Source organism: Faecalibacterium langellae, from assembly GCF_002549775.1.
Lineage (GTDB): Bacteria > Bacillota > Clostridia > Oscillospirales > Ruminococcaceae > Faecalibacterium > Faecalibacterium langellae.
Genome location: NZ_NMTR01000021.1, coordinates 97,872 through 113,681 on the forward strand (window position 1 = coordinate 97,872; position 15,810 = coordinate 113,681).

General features: G+C 58.5%; 18 protein-coding genes and 2 other annotated features. Of the genes, 8 read left to right on the forward strand and 10 right to left on the reverse strand.

Annotation, left to right across the window (positions count from 1 at the left end):
• Nucleotides 1–54: 54 nt before the first annotated feature.
• Both CGS49_RS09025 and CGS49_RS09030 read left to right on the forward strand, forming a co-directional pair.
• Nucleotides 55–573, forward strand: a complete 519-nt coding sequence (locus CGS49_RS09025) for a transcription repressor NadR (protein ID WP_097801517.1) — start codon at nucleotides 55–57, stop codon at nucleotides 571–573.
• Nucleotides 574–669: 96 nt separating this feature from the next.
• Nucleotides 670–1,221: a TetR/AcrR family transcriptional regulator gene (locus CGS49_RS09030; RefSeq protein WP_097801518.1), complete on the forward strand. Its 552-nt coding sequence runs from the start codon at nucleotides 670–672 to the stop codon at nucleotides 1,219–1,221.
• Between the two features lie 47 nt (nucleotides 1,222–1,268).
• Here the strand turns inward: CGS49_RS09030 and asnB are convergent, their stop codons facing one another.
• Together asnB and CGS49_RS09040 are read right to left on the reverse strand one after the other, a co-directional pair.
• Complete coding sequence (gene asnB / locus CGS49_RS09035; protein ID WP_410476276.1) at nucleotides 1,269–2,855, reverse strand: asparagine synthase B; 1,587 nt, start codon at nucleotides 2,853–2,855, stop codon at nucleotides 1,269–1,271.
• 63 nt (nucleotides 2,856–2,918) lie between these two features.
• Nucleotides 2,919–3,183, reverse strand: a binding site (T-box leader).
• Between the two features lie 14 nt (nucleotides 3,184–3,197).
• On the reverse strand, nucleotides 3,198–3,674 hold the full coding sequence (locus CGS49_RS09040) for a Fur family transcriptional regulator (RefSeq protein WP_097801520.1): 477 nt from the start codon (nucleotides 3,672–3,674) through the stop codon (nucleotides 3,198–3,200).
• A gap of 348 nt (nucleotides 3,675–4,022) precedes the next feature.
• On the opposite strand from CGS49_RS09040, the gene CGS49_RS09045 reads away from it, so the two are divergent.
• Nucleotides 4,023–4,682, forward strand: coding sequence for a GntR family transcriptional regulator (locus CGS49_RS09045; RefSeq protein WP_097801521.1), 660 nt, complete (start codon nucleotides 4,023–4,025; stop codon nucleotides 4,680–4,682).
• A gap of 55 nt (nucleotides 4,683–4,737) precedes the next feature.
• Here CGS49_RS09045 and CGS49_RS09050 read toward each other — a convergent pair whose 3' ends face one another.
• The 8 genes from CGS49_RS09050 to rpmG form a co-directional block, all read right to left on the reverse strand.
• Nucleotides 4,738–5,874 carry an aldo/keto reductase gene (locus tag CGS49_RS09050; RefSeq protein WP_097801522.1) on the reverse strand — a complete coding sequence of 379 codons (1,137 nt, stop codon included), beginning with the start codon at nucleotides 5,872–5,874 and terminating at the stop codon, nucleotides 4,738–4,740.
• Between the two features lie 405 nt (nucleotides 5,875–6,279).
• Complete coding sequence (rplL, locus tag CGS49_RS09055) at nucleotides 6,280–6,657, reverse strand: 50S ribosomal protein L7/L12 (protein WP_097801523.1); 378 nt, start codon at nucleotides 6,655–6,657, stop codon at nucleotides 6,280–6,282.
• A 72-nt stretch (nucleotides 6,658–6,729) separates the two neighbouring features.
• Complete coding sequence (rplJ, locus tag CGS49_RS09060) at nucleotides 6,730–7,245, reverse strand: 50S ribosomal protein L10 (protein ID WP_097801524.1); 516 nt, start codon at nucleotides 7,243–7,245, stop codon at nucleotides 6,730–6,732.
• Nucleotides 7,246–7,287: 42 nt separating this feature from the next.
• Nucleotides 7,288–7,428, reverse strand: a sequence feature (ribosomal protein L10 leader region).
• Nucleotides 7,429–7,525: 97 nt separating this feature from the next.
• Nucleotides 7,526–8,218: a 50S ribosomal protein L1 gene (gene rplA / locus CGS49_RS09065; protein WP_005920494.1), complete on the reverse strand. Its 693-nt coding sequence runs from the start codon at nucleotides 8,216–8,218 to the stop codon at nucleotides 7,526–7,528.
• Between the two features lie 57 nt (nucleotides 8,219–8,275).
• Nucleotides 8,276–8,701 carry a 50S ribosomal protein L11 gene (gene rplK / locus CGS49_RS09070; protein WP_005920496.1) on the reverse strand — a complete coding sequence of 142 codons (426 nt, stop codon included), beginning with the start codon at nucleotides 8,699–8,701 and terminating at the stop codon, nucleotides 8,276–8,278.
• 136 nt (nucleotides 8,702–8,837) lie between these two features.
• Nucleotides 8,838–9,389: a transcription termination/antitermination protein NusG gene (gene nusG, locus CGS49_RS09075; protein WP_097801525.1), complete on the reverse strand. Its 552-nt coding sequence runs from the start codon at nucleotides 9,387–9,389 to the stop codon at nucleotides 8,838–8,840.
• A gap of 30 nt (nucleotides 9,390–9,419) precedes the next feature.
• Nucleotides 9,420–9,671: a preprotein translocase subunit SecE gene (secE, locus tag CGS49_RS09080; protein WP_097801526.1), complete on the reverse strand. Its 252-nt coding sequence runs from the start codon at nucleotides 9,669–9,671 to the stop codon at nucleotides 9,420–9,422.
• Nucleotides 9,672–9,687: 16 nt separating this feature from the next.
• Nucleotides 9,688–9,837 (reverse strand): 50S ribosomal protein L33, encoded by a 150-nt coding sequence (rpmG, locus tag CGS49_RS09085; protein ID WP_005920501.1) that lies wholly within the window; start codon nucleotides 9,835–9,837, stop codon nucleotides 9,688–9,690.
• 310 nt (nucleotides 9,838–10,147) lie between these two features.
• Between rpmG and CGS49_RS09090 the strand changes: the two genes are divergently transcribed.
• The 5 genes from CGS49_RS09090 (at nucleotide 10,148) to dusB (ending at nucleotide 15,785) form a co-directional block, all read left to right on the forward strand.
• Nucleotides 10,148–11,239, forward strand: a complete 1,092-nt coding sequence (locus CGS49_RS09090) for a D-alanine--D-alanine ligase family protein (protein ID WP_097801527.1) — start codon at nucleotides 10,148–10,150, stop codon at nucleotides 11,237–11,239.
• The gene (murI, locus tag CGS49_RS09095) at nucleotides 11,232–12,059 is read left to right on the forward strand and encodes a glutamate racemase (RefSeq protein WP_097801528.1); all 828 of its coding nucleotides are present in this window, start codon (nucleotides 11,232–11,234) and stop codon (nucleotides 12,057–12,059) included. Before CGS49_RS09090 ends, murI begins: the two co-directional genes overlap by 8 nt.
• A 14-nt stretch (nucleotides 12,060–12,073) precedes the next feature.
• Nucleotides 12,074–12,550: a YwiB family protein gene (locus tag CGS49_RS09100; RefSeq protein ID WP_097801529.1), complete on the forward strand. Its 477-nt coding sequence runs from the start codon at nucleotides 12,074–12,076 to the stop codon at nucleotides 12,548–12,550.
• 34 nt (nucleotides 12,551–12,584) lie between these two features.
• Entirely contained in the window at nucleotides 12,585–14,399 is a 1,815-nt protein-coding gene (gene argS, locus CGS49_RS09105) for an arginine--tRNA ligase (RefSeq protein WP_097801530.1), read from the forward strand.
• A 366-nt stretch (nucleotides 14,400–14,765) separates the two neighbouring features.
• On the forward strand, nucleotides 14,766–15,785 hold the full coding sequence (dusB, locus tag CGS49_RS09110) for a tRNA dihydrouridine synthase DusB (protein WP_097801531.1): 1,020 nt from the start codon (nucleotides 14,766–14,768) through the stop codon (nucleotides 15,783–15,785).
• The last annotated feature ends 25 nt before the right edge of the window (nucleotides 15,786–15,810 follow it).

Here is a 15,810-nt window from a genome sequence, read left to right on the forward strand (position 1 = left end):
TTTTGCTACAATAACAGTGAAAATGTCGGAGACTGGAAAGGAAGCGTTGAAACTATGAACGCAGCGCAGCGCAGAGAAGCCATTCAGGAGCGGCTCAGCGGAGCCACGGCACCGGTCAGCGCCAGCACACTGGCGGCCCAGTTGGGCGTCTCGCGCCAGATCGTGGTGGGGGATGTGGCCCTGCTGCGGGCGGGCGGCGCACAGATCGACGCTACGCCCCGGGGCTACCAGCTGCACCCGGCGGAAAAAGGCTACACCGGCATCCTGGCCTGCGTGCACAGCACCGAGGACGAGATGCGCACCGAGCTGTACACCATCGTGGACCAGGGCGGTGTGGTGGTGGATGTGGCCGTGGAGAACAGTCTGTATGGTGAACTGCGGGGCAATTTGAACCTTGCCAGCCGCTACGATGTGGACAACTTCATCCAGCAGGCCAAGGACACGCCCGAAGCACTTTTGAGCCGCATGACCGGCGGCGTGCATCTGCACACCCTGCACTGCCCGGACGCCGAGAGCTTTGACCGCATCAAAAAAGCGCTGGAAGAAAAGGGCATCGTCTACCACCGGGAGTGAGCGCCGGGGCTTTGAATCCAGTATAAAAAACGCGGTGGAGCTTGTCTATCCGCAAAACCGGAAAAAGGTTGGATAATCAACGAAAATGCAAAAGAGGTGGGTTTTCTGGACATTCGCATTGAAAAGACCGAGCGCGCCATCAAGCAGGCTTTTATGGAGCTGCGGGCACAAAAGCCGGTGGAAAAGATCAAGGTCAAGGAGCTGTGCGACCTTGCCTGCATCAACAAATCCACCTTTTATGCACACTATCAGGACATCTACGCTCTGGCCAACGCCATGGAGGACGAGATGGTGCAGGCCGTGGTGGCCAGCCTGCCGCAGCTGACCGCCAGCGATGTGAGCGAGCGCACCGAATGGCTGGCGCGGGAGATGTTCCGAGCCTTCATGACCAATCAGAAGGAGATCAACACCCTGTTCTCCGGCTCCCGGCAGGGCTTGTTCATCAACCGTGTGGAAGAAGCACTGCGCCAGTGCATCGCAGAGAGCGACCCCGCCTTTGAAAACGACGTGGTGCGCAAGATCGTGCTCTCCTTCTGCGTGCAGGGGTGCTACTACACCTTCACCAGCTACTGCGGCCAGATGGATGAAAAACGTCTGGTGGCCCTGCTGGCGTCCATCGCCCGCGCGGCACAAAAAATACGGATGTAAACAAAAAAGAAGCATGGCAGATGCCATGCTTCTTTTTTGTTTACGCATCACACGCCCGAAGCGCCGTAGTTTGCCAGCACGCGGGCGGAGGGGTCGTTGACGTTGCAGTTGGGCCATGCCTTGTTGGGCATCCAGAAGCCCACGATGGTGCGGCTCTGGTCATGATAGTACTTCTCGAAAATTTCGCGGTAGTACAGGCTCTCTTTCGTGAAGGGCATGCAGTGGGCCGAGTAGTTTGCCCGGCGCAGCTGGAACTCCTCGTCGGTGTAAAGGCTCTCGGCGTACTCCTTGATGTCGTCCACCATGCTGTGGCCCACGGCATCCGAGAAGGCTGCCTTCTCACGCCACAGAATTTCCGGCGGCAGCCAGTCGCCCTCAAAAGCCTTGCGCAGCAGGTACTTGCCCTTGCCGTAGCTGTTCAGCTTCTTTTCCGGGTCGATGGCCATGACGTAGCGCACAAAGTCCAGGTCGCCGAAGGGCACGCGGGCCTCGATGCTGTTGGCGGAGATGCAGCGGTCGGCGCGCAGCACATCGTACATGTACAGCTCACGGATGCGCTTCTGGCTCTCCTGCTGGAAGGCGTCGGCGGTGGGGGCGTAGTCGGTGTACTTGTAGCCGAACAGCTCATCGGAAATTTCGCCGGTCAGCAGCACCCGCACATCGGTCTGCTCGTGGATGGCCTTGCACAGCAGATACATGCCCATGCTGGCACGGATGGTGGTGATGTCCCAGGTGCCCAGCAGGCGGATGACCTCCTCCAGGCTCTGGATGACCATATCCCGGTTGATGATGATCTCGTGGTGCTCGCTGCCCAGGTATTCGGCGGTCTGGCGCGCATACTTCAGGTCGATGGCGTCGGTGTCCATGCCGATGGCAAAGGTGCGGATGGGCTTGCCCAGCTTCTTGGAAGCGATGGAACACACCAGCGAGGAATCCAGGCCGCCGGACAGCAGGAAGCCCACCGGGGCGTCGGCGTCCAGACGCTTCTCCACGCCTGCGATCAGCTTTTCGCGGATGTTCTTCAGTACGGTGTCCATGTCGTCCTCCATGGGGGCGGGCACATCGGCGATGTCCTCATAGCGGACAAAGCGGCCGTCGCAGTAGTAGCTGCCGATGGGGAAGGGGCGGATATCGTCGCACCAGCCGATGAGGTTCTGCATCTCGGATGCGAACGCGATCTGGTGGCTGGACTTGGAGTAGCCGTAGAACAGCGGACGGATGCCGATGGGGTCACGGGCGGCGATCAGGCGATCCTTGCGGGAATCGTACATGATCAGAGCAAACTCAGAATCCATGTGGCGGAACATGTCCAGGCCATATTCATAGTACAGCGGCAGCAGAATTTCGCAGTCGCAGTCGGACTGGAACTTGTAGCCCCGGCGCTTCAAGATCTCTTTCTCAAAGCGGAAGCCGTACAGCTCGCCGTTGCACACCACGCAGTCGGCACCGCGGTAGAAGGGCTGCATGCCCTCCGGCGTCAGGCCCATGATGGCAAGGCGGCCGAAGCCCATCAGGCCGAACGGCCCTTCCACGACCCGCTGGTCGTCCGGGCCGCGCATGACCGTGCGCAGCAGATACTCTTTGAACTTGGCGGCACTCAGATCGTGCCCGGTATAGCCCATAACACAACACATATTTCTTACCCCTCTTTTTACAACACGGTGAATAAAAAAATACGGCAGCCCATTCATCCCAATTGCTAGGACGAATATGCTGCCGTATCCGTGGTGCCACCTAAATTACCGGCACGAAAACCCATGCCAGTCACTTTTGTGCGCTCTCCCCGTTGAAAGCACTGCCGCGATAACGAGCGGCGCACGTCTGCCCCTACTGCTGCGTGCGCAGGTTCAGGGGGAAGCTCGCGGGTGTTCGTTCGGGCCTCGTTCTCTGCGCGGCTCTCACCTGCCCGCGCTCTCTGCGAAAGAACCTTGGGACCTTACTTTTCCCGGTCAAAACTTTTTTCTGCCTGCATTGTATCACGGCTTTTTGTCCGTGTCAACACAGCAGGGGCATTTTTGTGCGGTTTGCTCGGGCTGGCCCTCTTTTTGTGCGCAGTGGCGGCACAATCCGTACAACACGCTGCCCTCGCACTGCAAAGTGAAGCCGTGCTCTGCCATCAGGTGGGCCCGCACCTCGTCCATGAAGTGGCAGTCCAGGTGATAGATGCGCCCGCACTGCACGCACTTCAGGTGCAGGTGCTCCCGGCAGTGACGGCTCTCGTCCACATACTGGAACACGGCCTTCTCGCCCTTGTCGGCAACGTATTTCATGATGCGCTGCTCCCCGGCCAGCTTGTCCAGATAGCGGTACACCGTGGTGGGGTTGGGGCTGGCGCCCTGTTCTTCCAGGTGCTCCAGAATGTTGGAAGCACTCACCGCGTGCTGGCGATTGTTGATGAGATAATCCAGGATCAGCTGCCGCGTTTTGGTATTGTAGCCGTCGCTTCGTGCCATGAGAAACAAACACACCCTTTGCATTGTTTTTTTCATTGTAGCATATTTTTGTGTTGGATGCAAAAGGACAGACGCAAAAACCGAACGATTGGCTACAAGCACAAAAAATATTGTTGATTTTTGCAAAAATAAGATAAAAATTTTAGCGAAAACGGAAAATGCACCAAAGTTTATAAAAAAGTATTGTAATAATTGTCCTAATATGAAATAATAGGATTGGAATACTACTTGGATTGCAGCAAGAATACATCAACGCTTTTGAAGAAGAAAAGCATGCGCCCCAGAGTATTATAGGAGAAGAAAGCCTCTGCCCGCCCGGCGGGAGAGGGAATAGGAGTTGTTAAGAGCATGAAAGAAATGGAGACGCAGTCGAAGCTCAGCCTGAAGCTGCAGGCGTACCAGTACCTGAAAACGCGCATCCTGAACTGTGAGTACCGCCCCAACGAATTTCTGAACGAGCAGAAACTCTGTGCAGAAATGGGCAACATCAGCCGCACGCCGATGCGCGACGCCCTGGGCCGCCTGGAACAGGAAGGCCTGATCACCATTCTGCCCAAAAAGGGCCTGATGGTCTCCGGCATCACCGAGGAAGACGTGCACAGCATGTTCGAGATGCGCCTGCTGGTGGAGCCCTATGCGCTGCGCACCTACGGCAGCAGCATCCCGCGCGAAAAGCTGGAAGCCTACACCGAGCTGATGCACCACCCGGACCAGATCGAGGACTTCTGCGAGTCGGACGATGAGTTCCACGAACTGCTGATGAGCACCCTGCCCAACAAGTATCTGCGCTCGGCCTACGACCGCATCACCGGCCTGAACACCCGCTTCCGCATCATGACCGGCAAGGTGAGCATGATCAATCAGGAGCAGACCTGCGGCGAACATCTGGAGATCCTGGATGCTGCCTTGTCTGAGGACTGGGACCGCGCTGCCGATTCCCTGCAGCACCATTTGGAGCTGGCCCGCGATAAGGCGGAGGGCGTCATTAAGGTCATCCGCCTGTGGTAAAAGATTCATAGTAAACAAAAGAACTCCTGCACCCATGTGCAGGAGTTCTTTTTGTTTACAGATTATCCAGTTCTTTTTGCAGCTGTGCCAACGAATTGCGGATGGGAAGTTTCTGCGGGCAGACGGCTTCGCACTTGCCGCAGCGCACGCAGTGCAAGGCCTTTTCGCTGTCCGGGAAGCGGGTGGTCCATTGGGTCTTGACGGCGTCCTTCTGGCCGAACATGCCCAGCTTGTTCCAGATGCTGAAATTGTCCGGGATGTCCACGCCCATGGGGCAGGGCATACAGTAGCGGCAGCCGGTGCAGCCAATTTTGATGCGGCGGTGCAGCTCGTCGGCCACGCTTTCCACGGCGGCATTCTCGGCAGGGGAGAGCGGCTCAAAATGGTCAAAGGTAGACAGGTTATCGGCCAGCTGGTCCTCGGCGCTCATGCCGGAGAGGATGACGTGCACGTTTTTGTGGCTGCCCACCCAGCGCAAGGCCCACGAAGCATCGGTGGCGTCCGGGCGCAGGGCGTGCAGCGGCGCGGCGGCGTCTGCGGGCAGGGAAGCCAGCGTGCCGCCTTTGATGGGCTCCATGATGACGAGCGGCACGCCGCATTCCTCGGTGAGGTGGTAGCCCCGGTCGCCGCTGATCTCCTCGGCACGGTCATCCCGGTCGAGGTAGTTGTATTGCAGCTGACAGAAGTCCCAGGGCTGGTCCCTGAGGATGAACTCGAAGCCTGCGGAGTTGTCGTGGCAGGAAAAACCGAAGTTTCGGATGCGGCCTGCGGCCTTCTGCTCCCACAGCCAGTCTACGACACCCATGGCCTTGGCCTGTTCGTACCGGGCCTTGTGCAGCGAGTGCAGCAGATAGAAGTCGATGTAGTCCACGCCCAGCCGCCGGAACTGTTCCTCAAAAACGCGCTTGGCATCGTCCAGGCTTTTGCAGGTCCACAGCGGCATCTTGGTGGCAAGGTAGAAGCTGCTGCGGTCCCATTTGGAGATCACCCGCCCGACAAACGGCTCACTCTGGCCATTGTGATAAGGGTAGGCCGTGTCAAAGTAATTGACGCCGGCCGCTTTGGCGGTGTTCAGCAGCGCTTCGGCCCGGGGTTCATCAATGGTGCCGTCGGCATTGGTGGGAAAGCGCATACACCCAAAACCCAGCAGGGAAGTGCGCGCGCCGTTTTTGTTCCAGTTGCGGTATTCCATGGAAGTGACCTCCTGTCAGAACAAGTATAACATATTTGAGCGATCCGTAAAAGGCATAACGATTTAGAATTGTCGCCGCTTCGCTCTGACAATATCAGCGGAAGAATTATTTTTTATTTATGTTCTGAAAATGTCTGCGGACATTTTCAGAACACTTTTTCACGAGAAGGGCCGCAAAGGAAAACGGCATCCGCACAGCGGGCTGAACACGCTCGGTTATTGCTGCGCGATGCCAGTTCTCCCGAAGGGGAGAACTTTTTATATCTTCCGGTCAGCACAAATAAGGCTCCCCCTTCGGGGGAGCTGGCGCGTCAGCGCCTGAGAGGGTATAACAAAAAAGGTGCCCGCACCTTTCGGTACGAGCACCTCATTGTTCAAGAATGAACGGTTCCAGAAAAGGTTAAATTACTTAACCTCAACCTTAGCGCCAGCCTCGGTCAGCTTCTTCTGGATGTCCTCAGCCTCAGCCTTGGAGACCTTCTCCTTGATAGCCTTGGGAGCGCCATCGACGATAGCCTTAGCTTCCTTCAGGCCCAGACCGGTGATCTCCTTCACCAGCTTGATGACCTGCATCTTGGTAGCGCCAGCCTCAGCCAGGATGACGTCGAACTCAGTCTTCTCCTCCTCAGCAGCACCGGCAGCAGCACCAGCAGCAGCGGGAGCAGCAGCAGCAACAGCGGAAACGCCGAACTCCTCGCAGTAAGCGTCGATCAGTTCCTTCAGCTCCAGAACGGACAGCTCCTTGACGGAGTCGATGATGGCAGTAATCTTCTCAGAAGCCATAGTAGTAACCCTCCAATATAAATGGTTTGTTTGTTGATTTCTTGTTTTGTTTAAGCAGCGGTCACGCAGCCATTAGGCAGCGGGCTCCTCCTGCTTGTCGGCATAAGCCTGCATTGCAACGGCCAGACCAGACAGAGTGCTGGTGAGGGCGCCTGCGAACATGGACAGCATGCCTTCGCGGTTGGGCAGCTTTGCGATTGCGCTGGTCTCAGCTGCATCCATGACCTTGCCTTCCATGAAGCCAGCCTTCACGACGAACTTCTTGGACTTGTCGCCGTCCTGGTACTTGCACAGGATGCGGGCAGCGGACATGGGATCTTCTTCGTGAGCAAAAGCGATAGCGGTATCGCCCTTGAACTGCTCAGCCAGGCCCTCCAGAGAGGTACCCTTGACAGCCAGACGCAGCATGGTGTTCTTCACGACCATGTAATCGACGCCTGCCTCACGCAGCTCCTTACGGAGCTTGGTGTCGTTCTCGACGTTAATGCCGCCGTAAGCGACGACGCAGCCGGAAACCGCACTCTCAAACTTTGCCTTCAGATCAGCGACATAAGCCTGCTTCTCAGAAAGAATCTTTGCACTGGGCATTCGGTTTCACCTCGTTTCAAAAACTTGTATCGAAAGCCGGAGCGAAGCATCAAAAAAGCCTCTTTCCCGCACTCAGTCGAGAAAGAGGCATAAAAACAACTTTTACGCACGTTTCTCGGCAGGCGGCATAGCCTTACGCTGGACTCCAGCACCTGCTGTCTCAAAAACAGCATGATTATATTACCGCAAACGTGCGGCGTTGTCAAGTGGTTTTTGAAATTTTCTGACAAAATTTTTCTGCCGCCCAACAGAACGGCAGAAAAACGATCAGAAATTCAAATTAGACACCGTACTTCAGGGTGTTCAGACGGATGCCAGGGCCCATGGTGGTGGCGATGGTAGCGCTCTTGAAGTAGGTACCCTTTGCTGCAGCGGGCTTTGCCTTGGCAATAGCCTCCATCACAGTGTCCAGGTTGGTGTACAGCTTCTCTGCACCGAAAGAAGCCTTGCCCACGGGCACATGGATGATGTTCTGCTTGTCCAGACGGTACTCGATCTTACCAGCCTTGGCCTCGGAAACAGCCTTGCCCAGGTCGGGAGCAACGGTACCAGCCTTGGGGTTCGGCATCAGGCCGCGGGGGCCCAGGACCTTACCGAGACGGCCAACGCGGCCCATCATATCGGGAGTGGTCACGACGACGTCGAAGTCCATGAAGCCGCCTGCGATCTTTGCGATCAGCTCGTCATCACCAACGATGTCAGCGCCGGCAGCCTCAGCGGCAGCAGCAGCGGGGCCCTTAGCGATGGCGCAGACGCGCACGGTCTTGCCGGTGCCGTTGGGCAGAACGACAGCGCCGCGGACCTGCTGGTCAGCGTGACGGCCGTCAACGCCCAGACGGACGTGCAGCTCAACGGTCTCGTCGAACTTGGCAGAAGCGGTCTTGCAAGCCAGCTCCAGAGCCTCGTTCACATCATATGCCTTAGTAGAATCGACCAGCTTTGCAGCGTCGACATAGTGCTTGCCATGTTTCATTGTATATCCTCCTGTGTGGTCATGCGGGCAGTGTTATGCCCTCCCACTGTTTATGTCTCAGCCCTCGACGGTGACGCCCATGGAGCGGCAGGTGCCACGGACCATGCTGCATGCAGCTTCCAGAGAAGCAGCGTTCAGGTCGGGCATCTTGGTCTTTGCGATCTCCTCCACCTGAGCGGCGGTCAGAGAGGCAACCTTCTCCTTGTTGGGCTTGCCGGAAGCGGTGTTGATGCCAGCGGCCTTCTTGATCAGAACGGCTGCCGGAGGAGTCTTGGTGATGAAGCTGAAGGAGCGGTCAGCGTACACGGTGATGACGACGGGGATGACATAACCCATCTGGTTCTTGGTACGCTCGTTGAACTCCTTGGTGAACGCCATGATGTTGACGCCCTTCTGACCCAGAGCAGGGCCAACAGGGGGAGCCGGAGTCGCCTTGCCGGCCTCGATCTGCAGCTTAATGTAGCCAGTAACTTTCTGTGCCATAGTAAATGCACCTCCAAAAATCTGTGGTGAGTTGCGGCACGGTGTCTCCGTGCCTCCCACGAGCGCGTGCACGCTGCACACGCTCTATAAGAACCGCACTGCGGTCTTACCTTGGTAAACGTTCCTTGCCGGTTGGTTACGGCAGCTCGACCTGGCCGATCTCCACTTCAGCGGGAGTTTCGCGGCCGAACATGTTGACCTTGAGCTTCACTTTGAAGTTCTCGGTATCAATGGCCTCCACAAGGCCCATAAAGCCTTCCAGAGGACCGGCGGTGATCTGAACCGTGTCGCCGACGTTGAAGTCAACGGCCAGCGGTGCAGCCTTCTCCACGCCCATCTTCTCCACTTCTTCAGCAGAGAGGGGAACGGGCTTGGAAGCGGGGCCGACGAAGCCGGTGCAGCCGCGCGTGTTGCGCACCACATACCAGGTGTCGTCGTTCATCACCATCTTGACCAGAACGTAGCCGGGGAACAGCTTGTGTTCCACCATTTTCTGCTTGCCGTTCTTGTCGATCTCGGGAACCATCTCGACGGGAACCTTAACGTCGCAGATCAGGTCCTGCAGGTGGCGGTTCTCCACCATGGTCTGCAGGTCGTTCGCGACCTTGTTCTCGTAGCCGGAATAGGTATGCACAACATACCAAAGAGCCTCAGTGGACTCATCCACCAGCTTGGTTGATTCTTCCATTTTGGTCTGCCCTCCGTTTCAAGATGATTCTCAGGCGCCGATGATCAGGCCGAGGATGCCGCCGAAGACGGTGTCCAGCAGGATCATCACGACCGCTGCAAGTGCGACGGTCACGAGCACGACGACGGTGTTCTGCTTGGTGTCCTCTTTCGAGGGCCAGACCACCTTCTTCAGCTCGCTCTTGGTGTCGCGGAAGAACTTGGCGCATTTGCCGAAGAAGTTCTTCACAGCGGCCTTTGCTCTGGCCACAAAGCCCGGCTTTTTCTCGGTTTTGTCTGCCATGATGCGTCCGCCTTTCTTACTTGGTTTCGCGATGAACGGTGTGCTTCTTGCAGAAACGGCAATACTTCTTCATCTCGAGACGATCGGGGTTGTTCTTCTTGTTCTTCGTGGTGTTGTAGTTGCGCTGCTTGCACTCGGTGCAGGCCAGAGTGATTTTAACGGTCATTTGTTGACACCTCCATTATAACGGTTGTTTTGAACCTCCCTCGGGTTGCGGGTGGTACCTGTAAAACAGGCGCACTTAATAACCCCGCAAAAGAGGTGATATCATTGTACCACGCACTTTTCCATCCGTCAAGCAGAAATTTGCGCTTTTTGGAAAGTTTTTTTGAAAAATATCACTTCTGTTCTGGCGGCTGCTTTTGCGCATTGCGCTTGCATCGTGCGCATAGATATTGTATAATAAGCCAGAACGGCATTTTTACCGGTTGAACCCGCCCCGCATCATGGGGCTTTATAAATAGGAGAGAGTTATCATGCAGTCTGAGAAAATGTGCGTTGCCCTGCTGTTCGGCGGTATGTCCAGTGAGCACGAAGTCAGCCGTGTTTCGGTGGGCAATTTTGTCAACAACATTGATCGTGAAAAATATGAGGTGCTCACTGTGGGCATCACCAAAGAGGGCCGCTGGCTGTACACCGAGGCTACCGCAGCCCAGATGGCCGACGGCAGCTGGGAAGAACTGGCCGGCAACATGCCCTGCGTCATCAGCCCGGACCGTGCCGACCACGGCATGATCCTGTTCACGCCGGAAGGTCATGTGGAAAAGCTGCACATTGATGTGGTCATCCCGGTGCTGCACGGCCTGTGGGGCGAGGACGGCACCGTGCAGGGCCTGCTGGAGCTGGCCGGCATCCCTTATGTGGGCTGCGGCGTGCTGGCAAGCGCGGTGTGCATGGATAAGGCGGTGGCCAACGCCCTGTTCGAGGCCAACGGCGTGCCCCACACCAAGTGGCTGGCTGCGAACCGCTGGGAGATCGAGTCCGATCTCGAAGGTGTGTGCGAGGGCGTGGAAAAGAAGCTGGGCTGGCCCGTGTTCGTCAAGCCTGCCAACGCCGGTTCCAGCGTGGGCATCTCCAAAGTCAACAGCCGCGACGAGCTGAAGAAGGCCATCGATCTGGCACTGGAGAACGACCGCAAGGTGGTGTTTGAAGCCTTTGTGGACGGCCAGGAAGTGGAGTGCGCCGTCATCGGCTCTGACCCCGCCGTGGCCACCCGCCCGGGCGAGATCCTGGCCGGTGCCGAGTTCTACACCTATGACGACAAGTACAAGAACGGCGTCAGCCAGACCGTCATCCCGGCCCACCTGCCGGAAGCAAAGCTGGACGAGGTGAAGACCTACGCCGCCATGGCCTACACGGCCCTGAACTGCGAGGGCCTTGCCCGCTGCGATTTCTTTGTGGAAAAGGGCACCGGCCGTGTGCTCATCAACGAGATCAACACCTTCCCCGGTTTTACCGCCATCAGCATGTACCCCAAACTGATGGAGCACGAAGGTCTGCCGGTGCCCGCTCTGATCGACCGGCTGATCGAGCTGGCTCTGGAAAGGAAGGAAAAGCAGCATGGATAACCGCCCCATCGGCGTATTCGACAGCGGCCTTGGCGGCCTGACCGGCGTGCGCGAGCTGCGCAAGCGCCTGCCCCATGAGGAAATCATCTATTTTGGCGATACCGGCCGCGTACCCTACGGCAGCCGCAGCCCGGAGACCATTCTGCAGTATGCCCGGCAGGACATTGCATTTCTGCTTTCGAAAAATGTAAAGTGCATCATGGCGGCCTGCGGCACGGTGTCCAGCACCTACCCGGCTGCCGAAGCGGCCCGGCTGCCGGTGCCGTACCTGGGCGTGGTGGATGCCGCCGCGCGGGAAGCGGCCTTTGCCACCCGCAACCGCCGCATCGGCGTCATCGGCACGGCGGCCACCATCCGCTCCCGCAGCTACGAAAAGCTGCTGCGTCAGCTGGTGCCCGGCGTGGAGATCACCGCCCGGGCCTGCCCGCTGTTCGTCCCGCTGGTGGAAGCCGGCTATGTGGATCACAGCGAGGAGACCAAACAGCAGGTGACGAAGCTGGTCATTGCTCAGTACCTGACCGAGGTGCGCAACGCCGGGGTGGACACCCTGATTTTGGGCTGCACCCACTATCCGCTGCTCAAGACCATGATCGGTGAATTCATGGGCCCGGCTGTCACGCTGGTGGACCCGGCCAAGACCGCCGCCCACCACCTGGAACGCACCCTCTCCGAGCGTGGCCTGCGCGCCGCACAGGAGCAGGAGGGTCAGGCGCATTTCTACGTGAGCGATGTGCCGGACAGCTTTGTGCAGACGGCAGACCTGTTCCTGGGCGAGTACAAGGGCGGCCCGGTGGACCAGATCGCCATTGACAAATATTGATAAGGAACGAAAACGTGAGCAAACCGTTGAAGGAAGATTATATCATCCGCATCAAGAGCCGCATCGAGCAGCATGTGGAGGAGCCGGTGGAGACCGACGAAAAGGAAGAATTCGTCGAGCTGATGACCCGGGGCCAGTTTGTGCAGAAGGGCGACAGCTATTATATTACCTATAAAGAGACCGAGACCACCGGCTACGAGGGCTGCACCACCACCCTGAAAATTGCCGCCGACGGCAGCCGCGTGGCGATGCTGCGGTTTGGCAAAGGCGGCGGGGCAGGCACCCAGCTGATCATTGAAAAGGGCAAGCGCAACCTCTGCCATTACGAGACCGGCTACGGCTCCATGACGCTGGGTGTGACCGCCGACGAGATCGTCTGCGGGCTGACCGAAAAGGGCGGCACAGCGAAGTTTGGCTACCTGCTGGATGCCAACAGCGCCGACCTTGTGAGCCGCAACCGTCTTGAAGTGACCGTGACCCACGTAAATTGAGATATTCCCCCAGACTGTGAAAGGAATCCGACCAATGACTGAATTTGAAAAGACCTATCAGAACTACAACCCCCGGCAGGCTGCACTGGACGAGGCACGCGCTCTGCTGACCGCTGCCGCCAAGGCCGCCATGGCCGACGGCACTCTGCCGGAAGCGGAGCTGCCCGCCTTTATCGTGGAGATCCCGGCCGATACCAAGAACGGCGACATCGCTTCCAACATCGCCATGGCCGGTGCCCGCACCTGGCGCAAGGCCCCGAAGATGATCGCCGACGCCCTGCTGGCTCACCTGCCCTCCATCGAGAACAGCGTGTTCGCTAAGGTGGAAGTGGCCGGCCCCGGCTTCATCAACCTGTTCCTGTCCCAGAGCTTCTGGGCTGGCGTGGTGCTGGGTGCCTGCGCCAACAAGGAGTATGGCCGCACCGACCACGGCAAGGGTGCAAAGTACAATGTGGAGTTCGTCTCTGCCAACCCCACCGGCCCCATGCACATGGGCAACGCCCGCGGCGGCGCACTGGGCGACTGCCTGGCCGCTGTGCTGGACTGGTCCGGCTACGATGTGACCCGCGAGTTCTATATCAACGACGCCGGCAACCAGATCCAGAAGTTCGGTAAGAGCCTGGCCGTGCGCTACCTGCAGAAGTACTGCGGCGAAGAAGCCTATCCGCTGCCCGCCGAGTGCTATCAGGGCGGCGACATCAAGGTGCTGGCCGGTGAGTTCGCCGACCTCCACGGCGATGAGTACGTGGCCGCCTGCAAGGGCCTGAGCGAGGAAGCCCTGTTCGAGAGCGAAGCCTTTGCAGCCCTCAAGGATGCACTGGTGGCCTACGCTCTGCCCAAGAACATCGCCGCCCTCAAGCGGGACCTTGGCAAGTACCGCATCGACTACGATGTGTGGTTCCACGAGAGCACCCTGCACGAGTCCGGCGCAGTTCACGCCGTGGTGGATAAGCTGCTGGAGCTGGGCGCATGCTATAAGGCCGAGGACGGTGCCATCATGTACCGCAGTGCCCAGTATGCTGCGAAGTACGGCACCGTCAACAAGAAAAAGACCGAGGACGGCACCGAGGAGGAGGCCAAGGACGAGGTTCTGGTGCGCGCCAACGGCATCCCCACCTACTTTGCCGCTGATATCGCCTACCACTACAACAAGCTGGCCACCCGCGGCTTTGCCAAGGCCATTGACGTGTGGGGCGCAGACCACCATGGTCATGTGGCCCGCATGAAGGGTGCCATGGATGCCATCGGCCTGCACGGCGAGGATCTGGACGTGGTGCTGATGCAGATGGTCAACCTGATGCGCGACGGTCAGCCTGTCCGCATGTCCAAGCGCACCGGCAATGCCATCACCCTGACCGACCTGCTGGAGGAAGTGCCCATCGACAGCGCACGCTTCCTGTTCAACATGCACGACGCCGGCAGCGGCATCGACTTTGACCTGGACCAGGCCGTCAAGACCGACAACGATAACCCCGTGTACTATGTGCAGTATGCACACGCCCGCATCTGCTCCATCCTGAAAAAGATGGAGAGCGAGGGCGTGCAGTTTGCCGGTGCCGAGAAGGTGAACGCCGCCCTGCTGACTGAGCCCAGCGAGATGGATCTGATCCGGATGCTGGCTGCTTTCCCGCAGGAGATCGTGATGGCCGCCGAGAAGTACGACCCCAGCCGCATCAACCGCTTCGTCATTGATCTGGCCAGTGCCTTCCATCGCTTCTATGGCAACTGCCGCATCCAGGGCGCAGACCCCGCTGTGCAGCAGGCCCGTCTGGCCCTGTGCATCGGCGTGAAGAATGTCATCTTCAACGTGCTGACCATGTTCAAGATCAACGTGCCCGAGAAGATGTAACATAAAACCACAGGGGCTGTTGCACAGCATTTGGCGCAACAGCCCCTTTTTACGGTGTATGGCAGGAACTCCCCCAGTCGCCTGCGGCGACAGCCCCCTCGGAGATGGGGCCTTTGGCATAGCGGCAAAGTTTCCGATTCAAGCGAAAAGTTTCCGGTTTCGCCAGAGGCTCCCTCCCAGAGGGAGCTGGCAAAGCCGTCAGGCTTTGACTGAGGGAGTTTCCCTCCCGTGAAAAGGCAATTCTGGAAAATCCGCAGATTTTCCAGAATTGCGAAATTATAATAATTATTCCGCTGAATATGCCCAGAGTGAAACGGAGGGCATTATAAATCGTCTATCCCCCCAAAACAGATACAAGGAGAACCCATGGAACCTTTGAAAATTGGCAATATCGTTCTGCCGCACCGGGCGGTGTTCGGCCCCATGGCGGGCTTTACCGATGCTCCCTGCCGCCGCCTGATGGCCCAGCACGGGGCGGGCTTTACCGTCAGCGAAATGGTGTCCAGCCGGGCGCTGGTCTACGGCGACCACAAGACGGTCAGCCTGCTCAAGGCGGAACCCAACGGGGCCCCCTACGGCGTACAAATTTTTGGCGAGGTGCCCGAGATCATGGGCGAAGCCACCGCTGCCATCGAGCAGTATGACTTTGACTTTGTGGACATCAACATGGGCTGCCCGGCACCGAAGATCGTCTCCGGCGGCGCGGGCAGCAAGCTGATGCTGGACCCTGACCGCTGCGGGCGGATCGTAGAGCAGGTGGTGGCCCACACAAAACGGCCTGTCACCGTGAAAATGCGCAAGGGCTGGGACGCCGACCACATCACTGCCGTGGAGTGCGCCAAAGCCTGCGAGCAGGCGGGCGCGGCGCTGATTGCGGTGCACGCCCGCACCCGGGAGCAGATGTACACCCCCGGCATCGACCCGGAGATCATTGCCCGGGTGAAGGACGCCGTCAAGGTGCCGGTGCTGGGCAACGGCGATATCCATTCGGCCGAAGATGCCGTGCGGATGATGCAGGCCACCGGCTGCGACGGCGTGATGATCGCCCGGGCAGCGCTGGGCGACCCGTGGCTCTTTGAGCGCGTGAATGCAGCCATCGAGGGTCTGCCCGCACCCAAGGAGCCGAACCTGCAGGCCCGCATGAACGCGCTGCGCTGTCAGGTGGAGGAAATGGTGGAGCAGAAGGGCGAGTTCGTGGCCATGCCCCAGGCCCGCGCCCAGACCATGCACTATATGAAGGGCCTGAAGGGGGCGGCCAGCCTGCGGCGCTACTGCTGCACCCTGACCCATCTGGAAGACCTGGACGAGCTGATCGACGCGGTGTTTGAGGAGCAGCGCAAGGCCGGCCTTGACCCCGACGATGTGCGGGAAGTGCCGTTCCCGTAAGAAATAAGTTTTGAGCCAGTGGGCC

Bases quoted from the DNA above. Each gene is read 5' to 3' on its own strand.
- CGS49_RS09025 (WP_097801517.1), top strand. From the start codon at position 55: ATGAACGCAGCGCAGCGCAGAGAAGCCATTCAGGAGCGGCTCAGCGGA.
- asnB (WP_410476276.1), bottom strand. From the start codon at position 2,855: ATGTGTTGTGTTATGGGCTATACCGGGCACGATCTGAGTGCCGCCAAG.
- CGS49_RS09040 (WP_097801520.1), bottom strand. From the start codon at position 3,674: ATGGCACGAAGCGACGGCTACAATACCAAAACGCGGCAGCTGATCCTG.
- CGS49_RS09045 (WP_097801521.1), top strand. From the start codon at position 4,023: ATGAAAGAAATGGAGACGCAGTCGAAGCTCAGCCTGAAGCTGCAGGCG.
- CGS49_RS09050 (WP_097801522.1), bottom strand. From the start codon at position 5,874: ATGGAATACCGCAACTGGAACAAAAACGGCGCGCGCACTTCCCTGCTG.
- rplL (WP_097801523.1), bottom strand. From the start codon at position 6,657: ATGGCTTCTGAGAAGATTACTGCCATCATCGACTCCGTCAAGGAGCTG.
- rplJ (WP_097801524.1), bottom strand. From the start codon at position 7,245: ATGCCCAGTGCAAAGATTCTTTCTGAGAAGCAGGCTTATGTCGCTGAT.
- rplA (WP_005920494.1), bottom strand. From the start codon at position 8,218: ATGAAACATGGCAAGCACTATGTCGACGCTGCAAAGCTGGTCGATTCT.
- rplK (WP_005920496.1), bottom strand. From the start codon at position 8,701: ATGGCACAGAAAGTTACTGGCTACATTAAGCTGCAGATCGAGGCCGGC.
- nusG (WP_097801525.1), bottom strand. From the start codon at position 9,389: ATGGAAGAATCAACCAAGCTGGTGGATGAGTCCACTGAGGCTCTTTGG.
- secE (WP_097801526.1), bottom strand. From the start codon at position 9,671: ATGGCAGACAAAACCGAGAAAAAGCCGGGCTTTGTGGCCAGAGCAAAG.
- rpmG (WP_005920501.1), bottom strand. From the start codon at position 9,837: ATGACCGTTAAAATCACTCTGGCCTGCACCGAGTGCAAGCAGCGCAAC.
- CGS49_RS09090 (WP_097801527.1), top strand. From the start codon at position 10,148: ATGCAGTCTGAGAAAATGTGCGTTGCCCTGCTGTTCGGCGGTATGTCC.
- murI (WP_097801528.1), top strand. From the start codon at position 11,232: ATGGATAACCGCCCCATCGGCGTATTCGACAGCGGCCTTGGCGGCCTG.
- argS (WP_097801530.1), top strand. From the start codon at position 12,585: ATGACTGAATTTGAAAAGACCTATCAGAACTACAACCCCCGGCAGGCT.
- dusB (WP_097801531.1), top strand. From the start codon at position 14,766: ATGGAACCTTTGAAAATTGGCAATATCGTTCTGCCGCACCGGGCGGTG.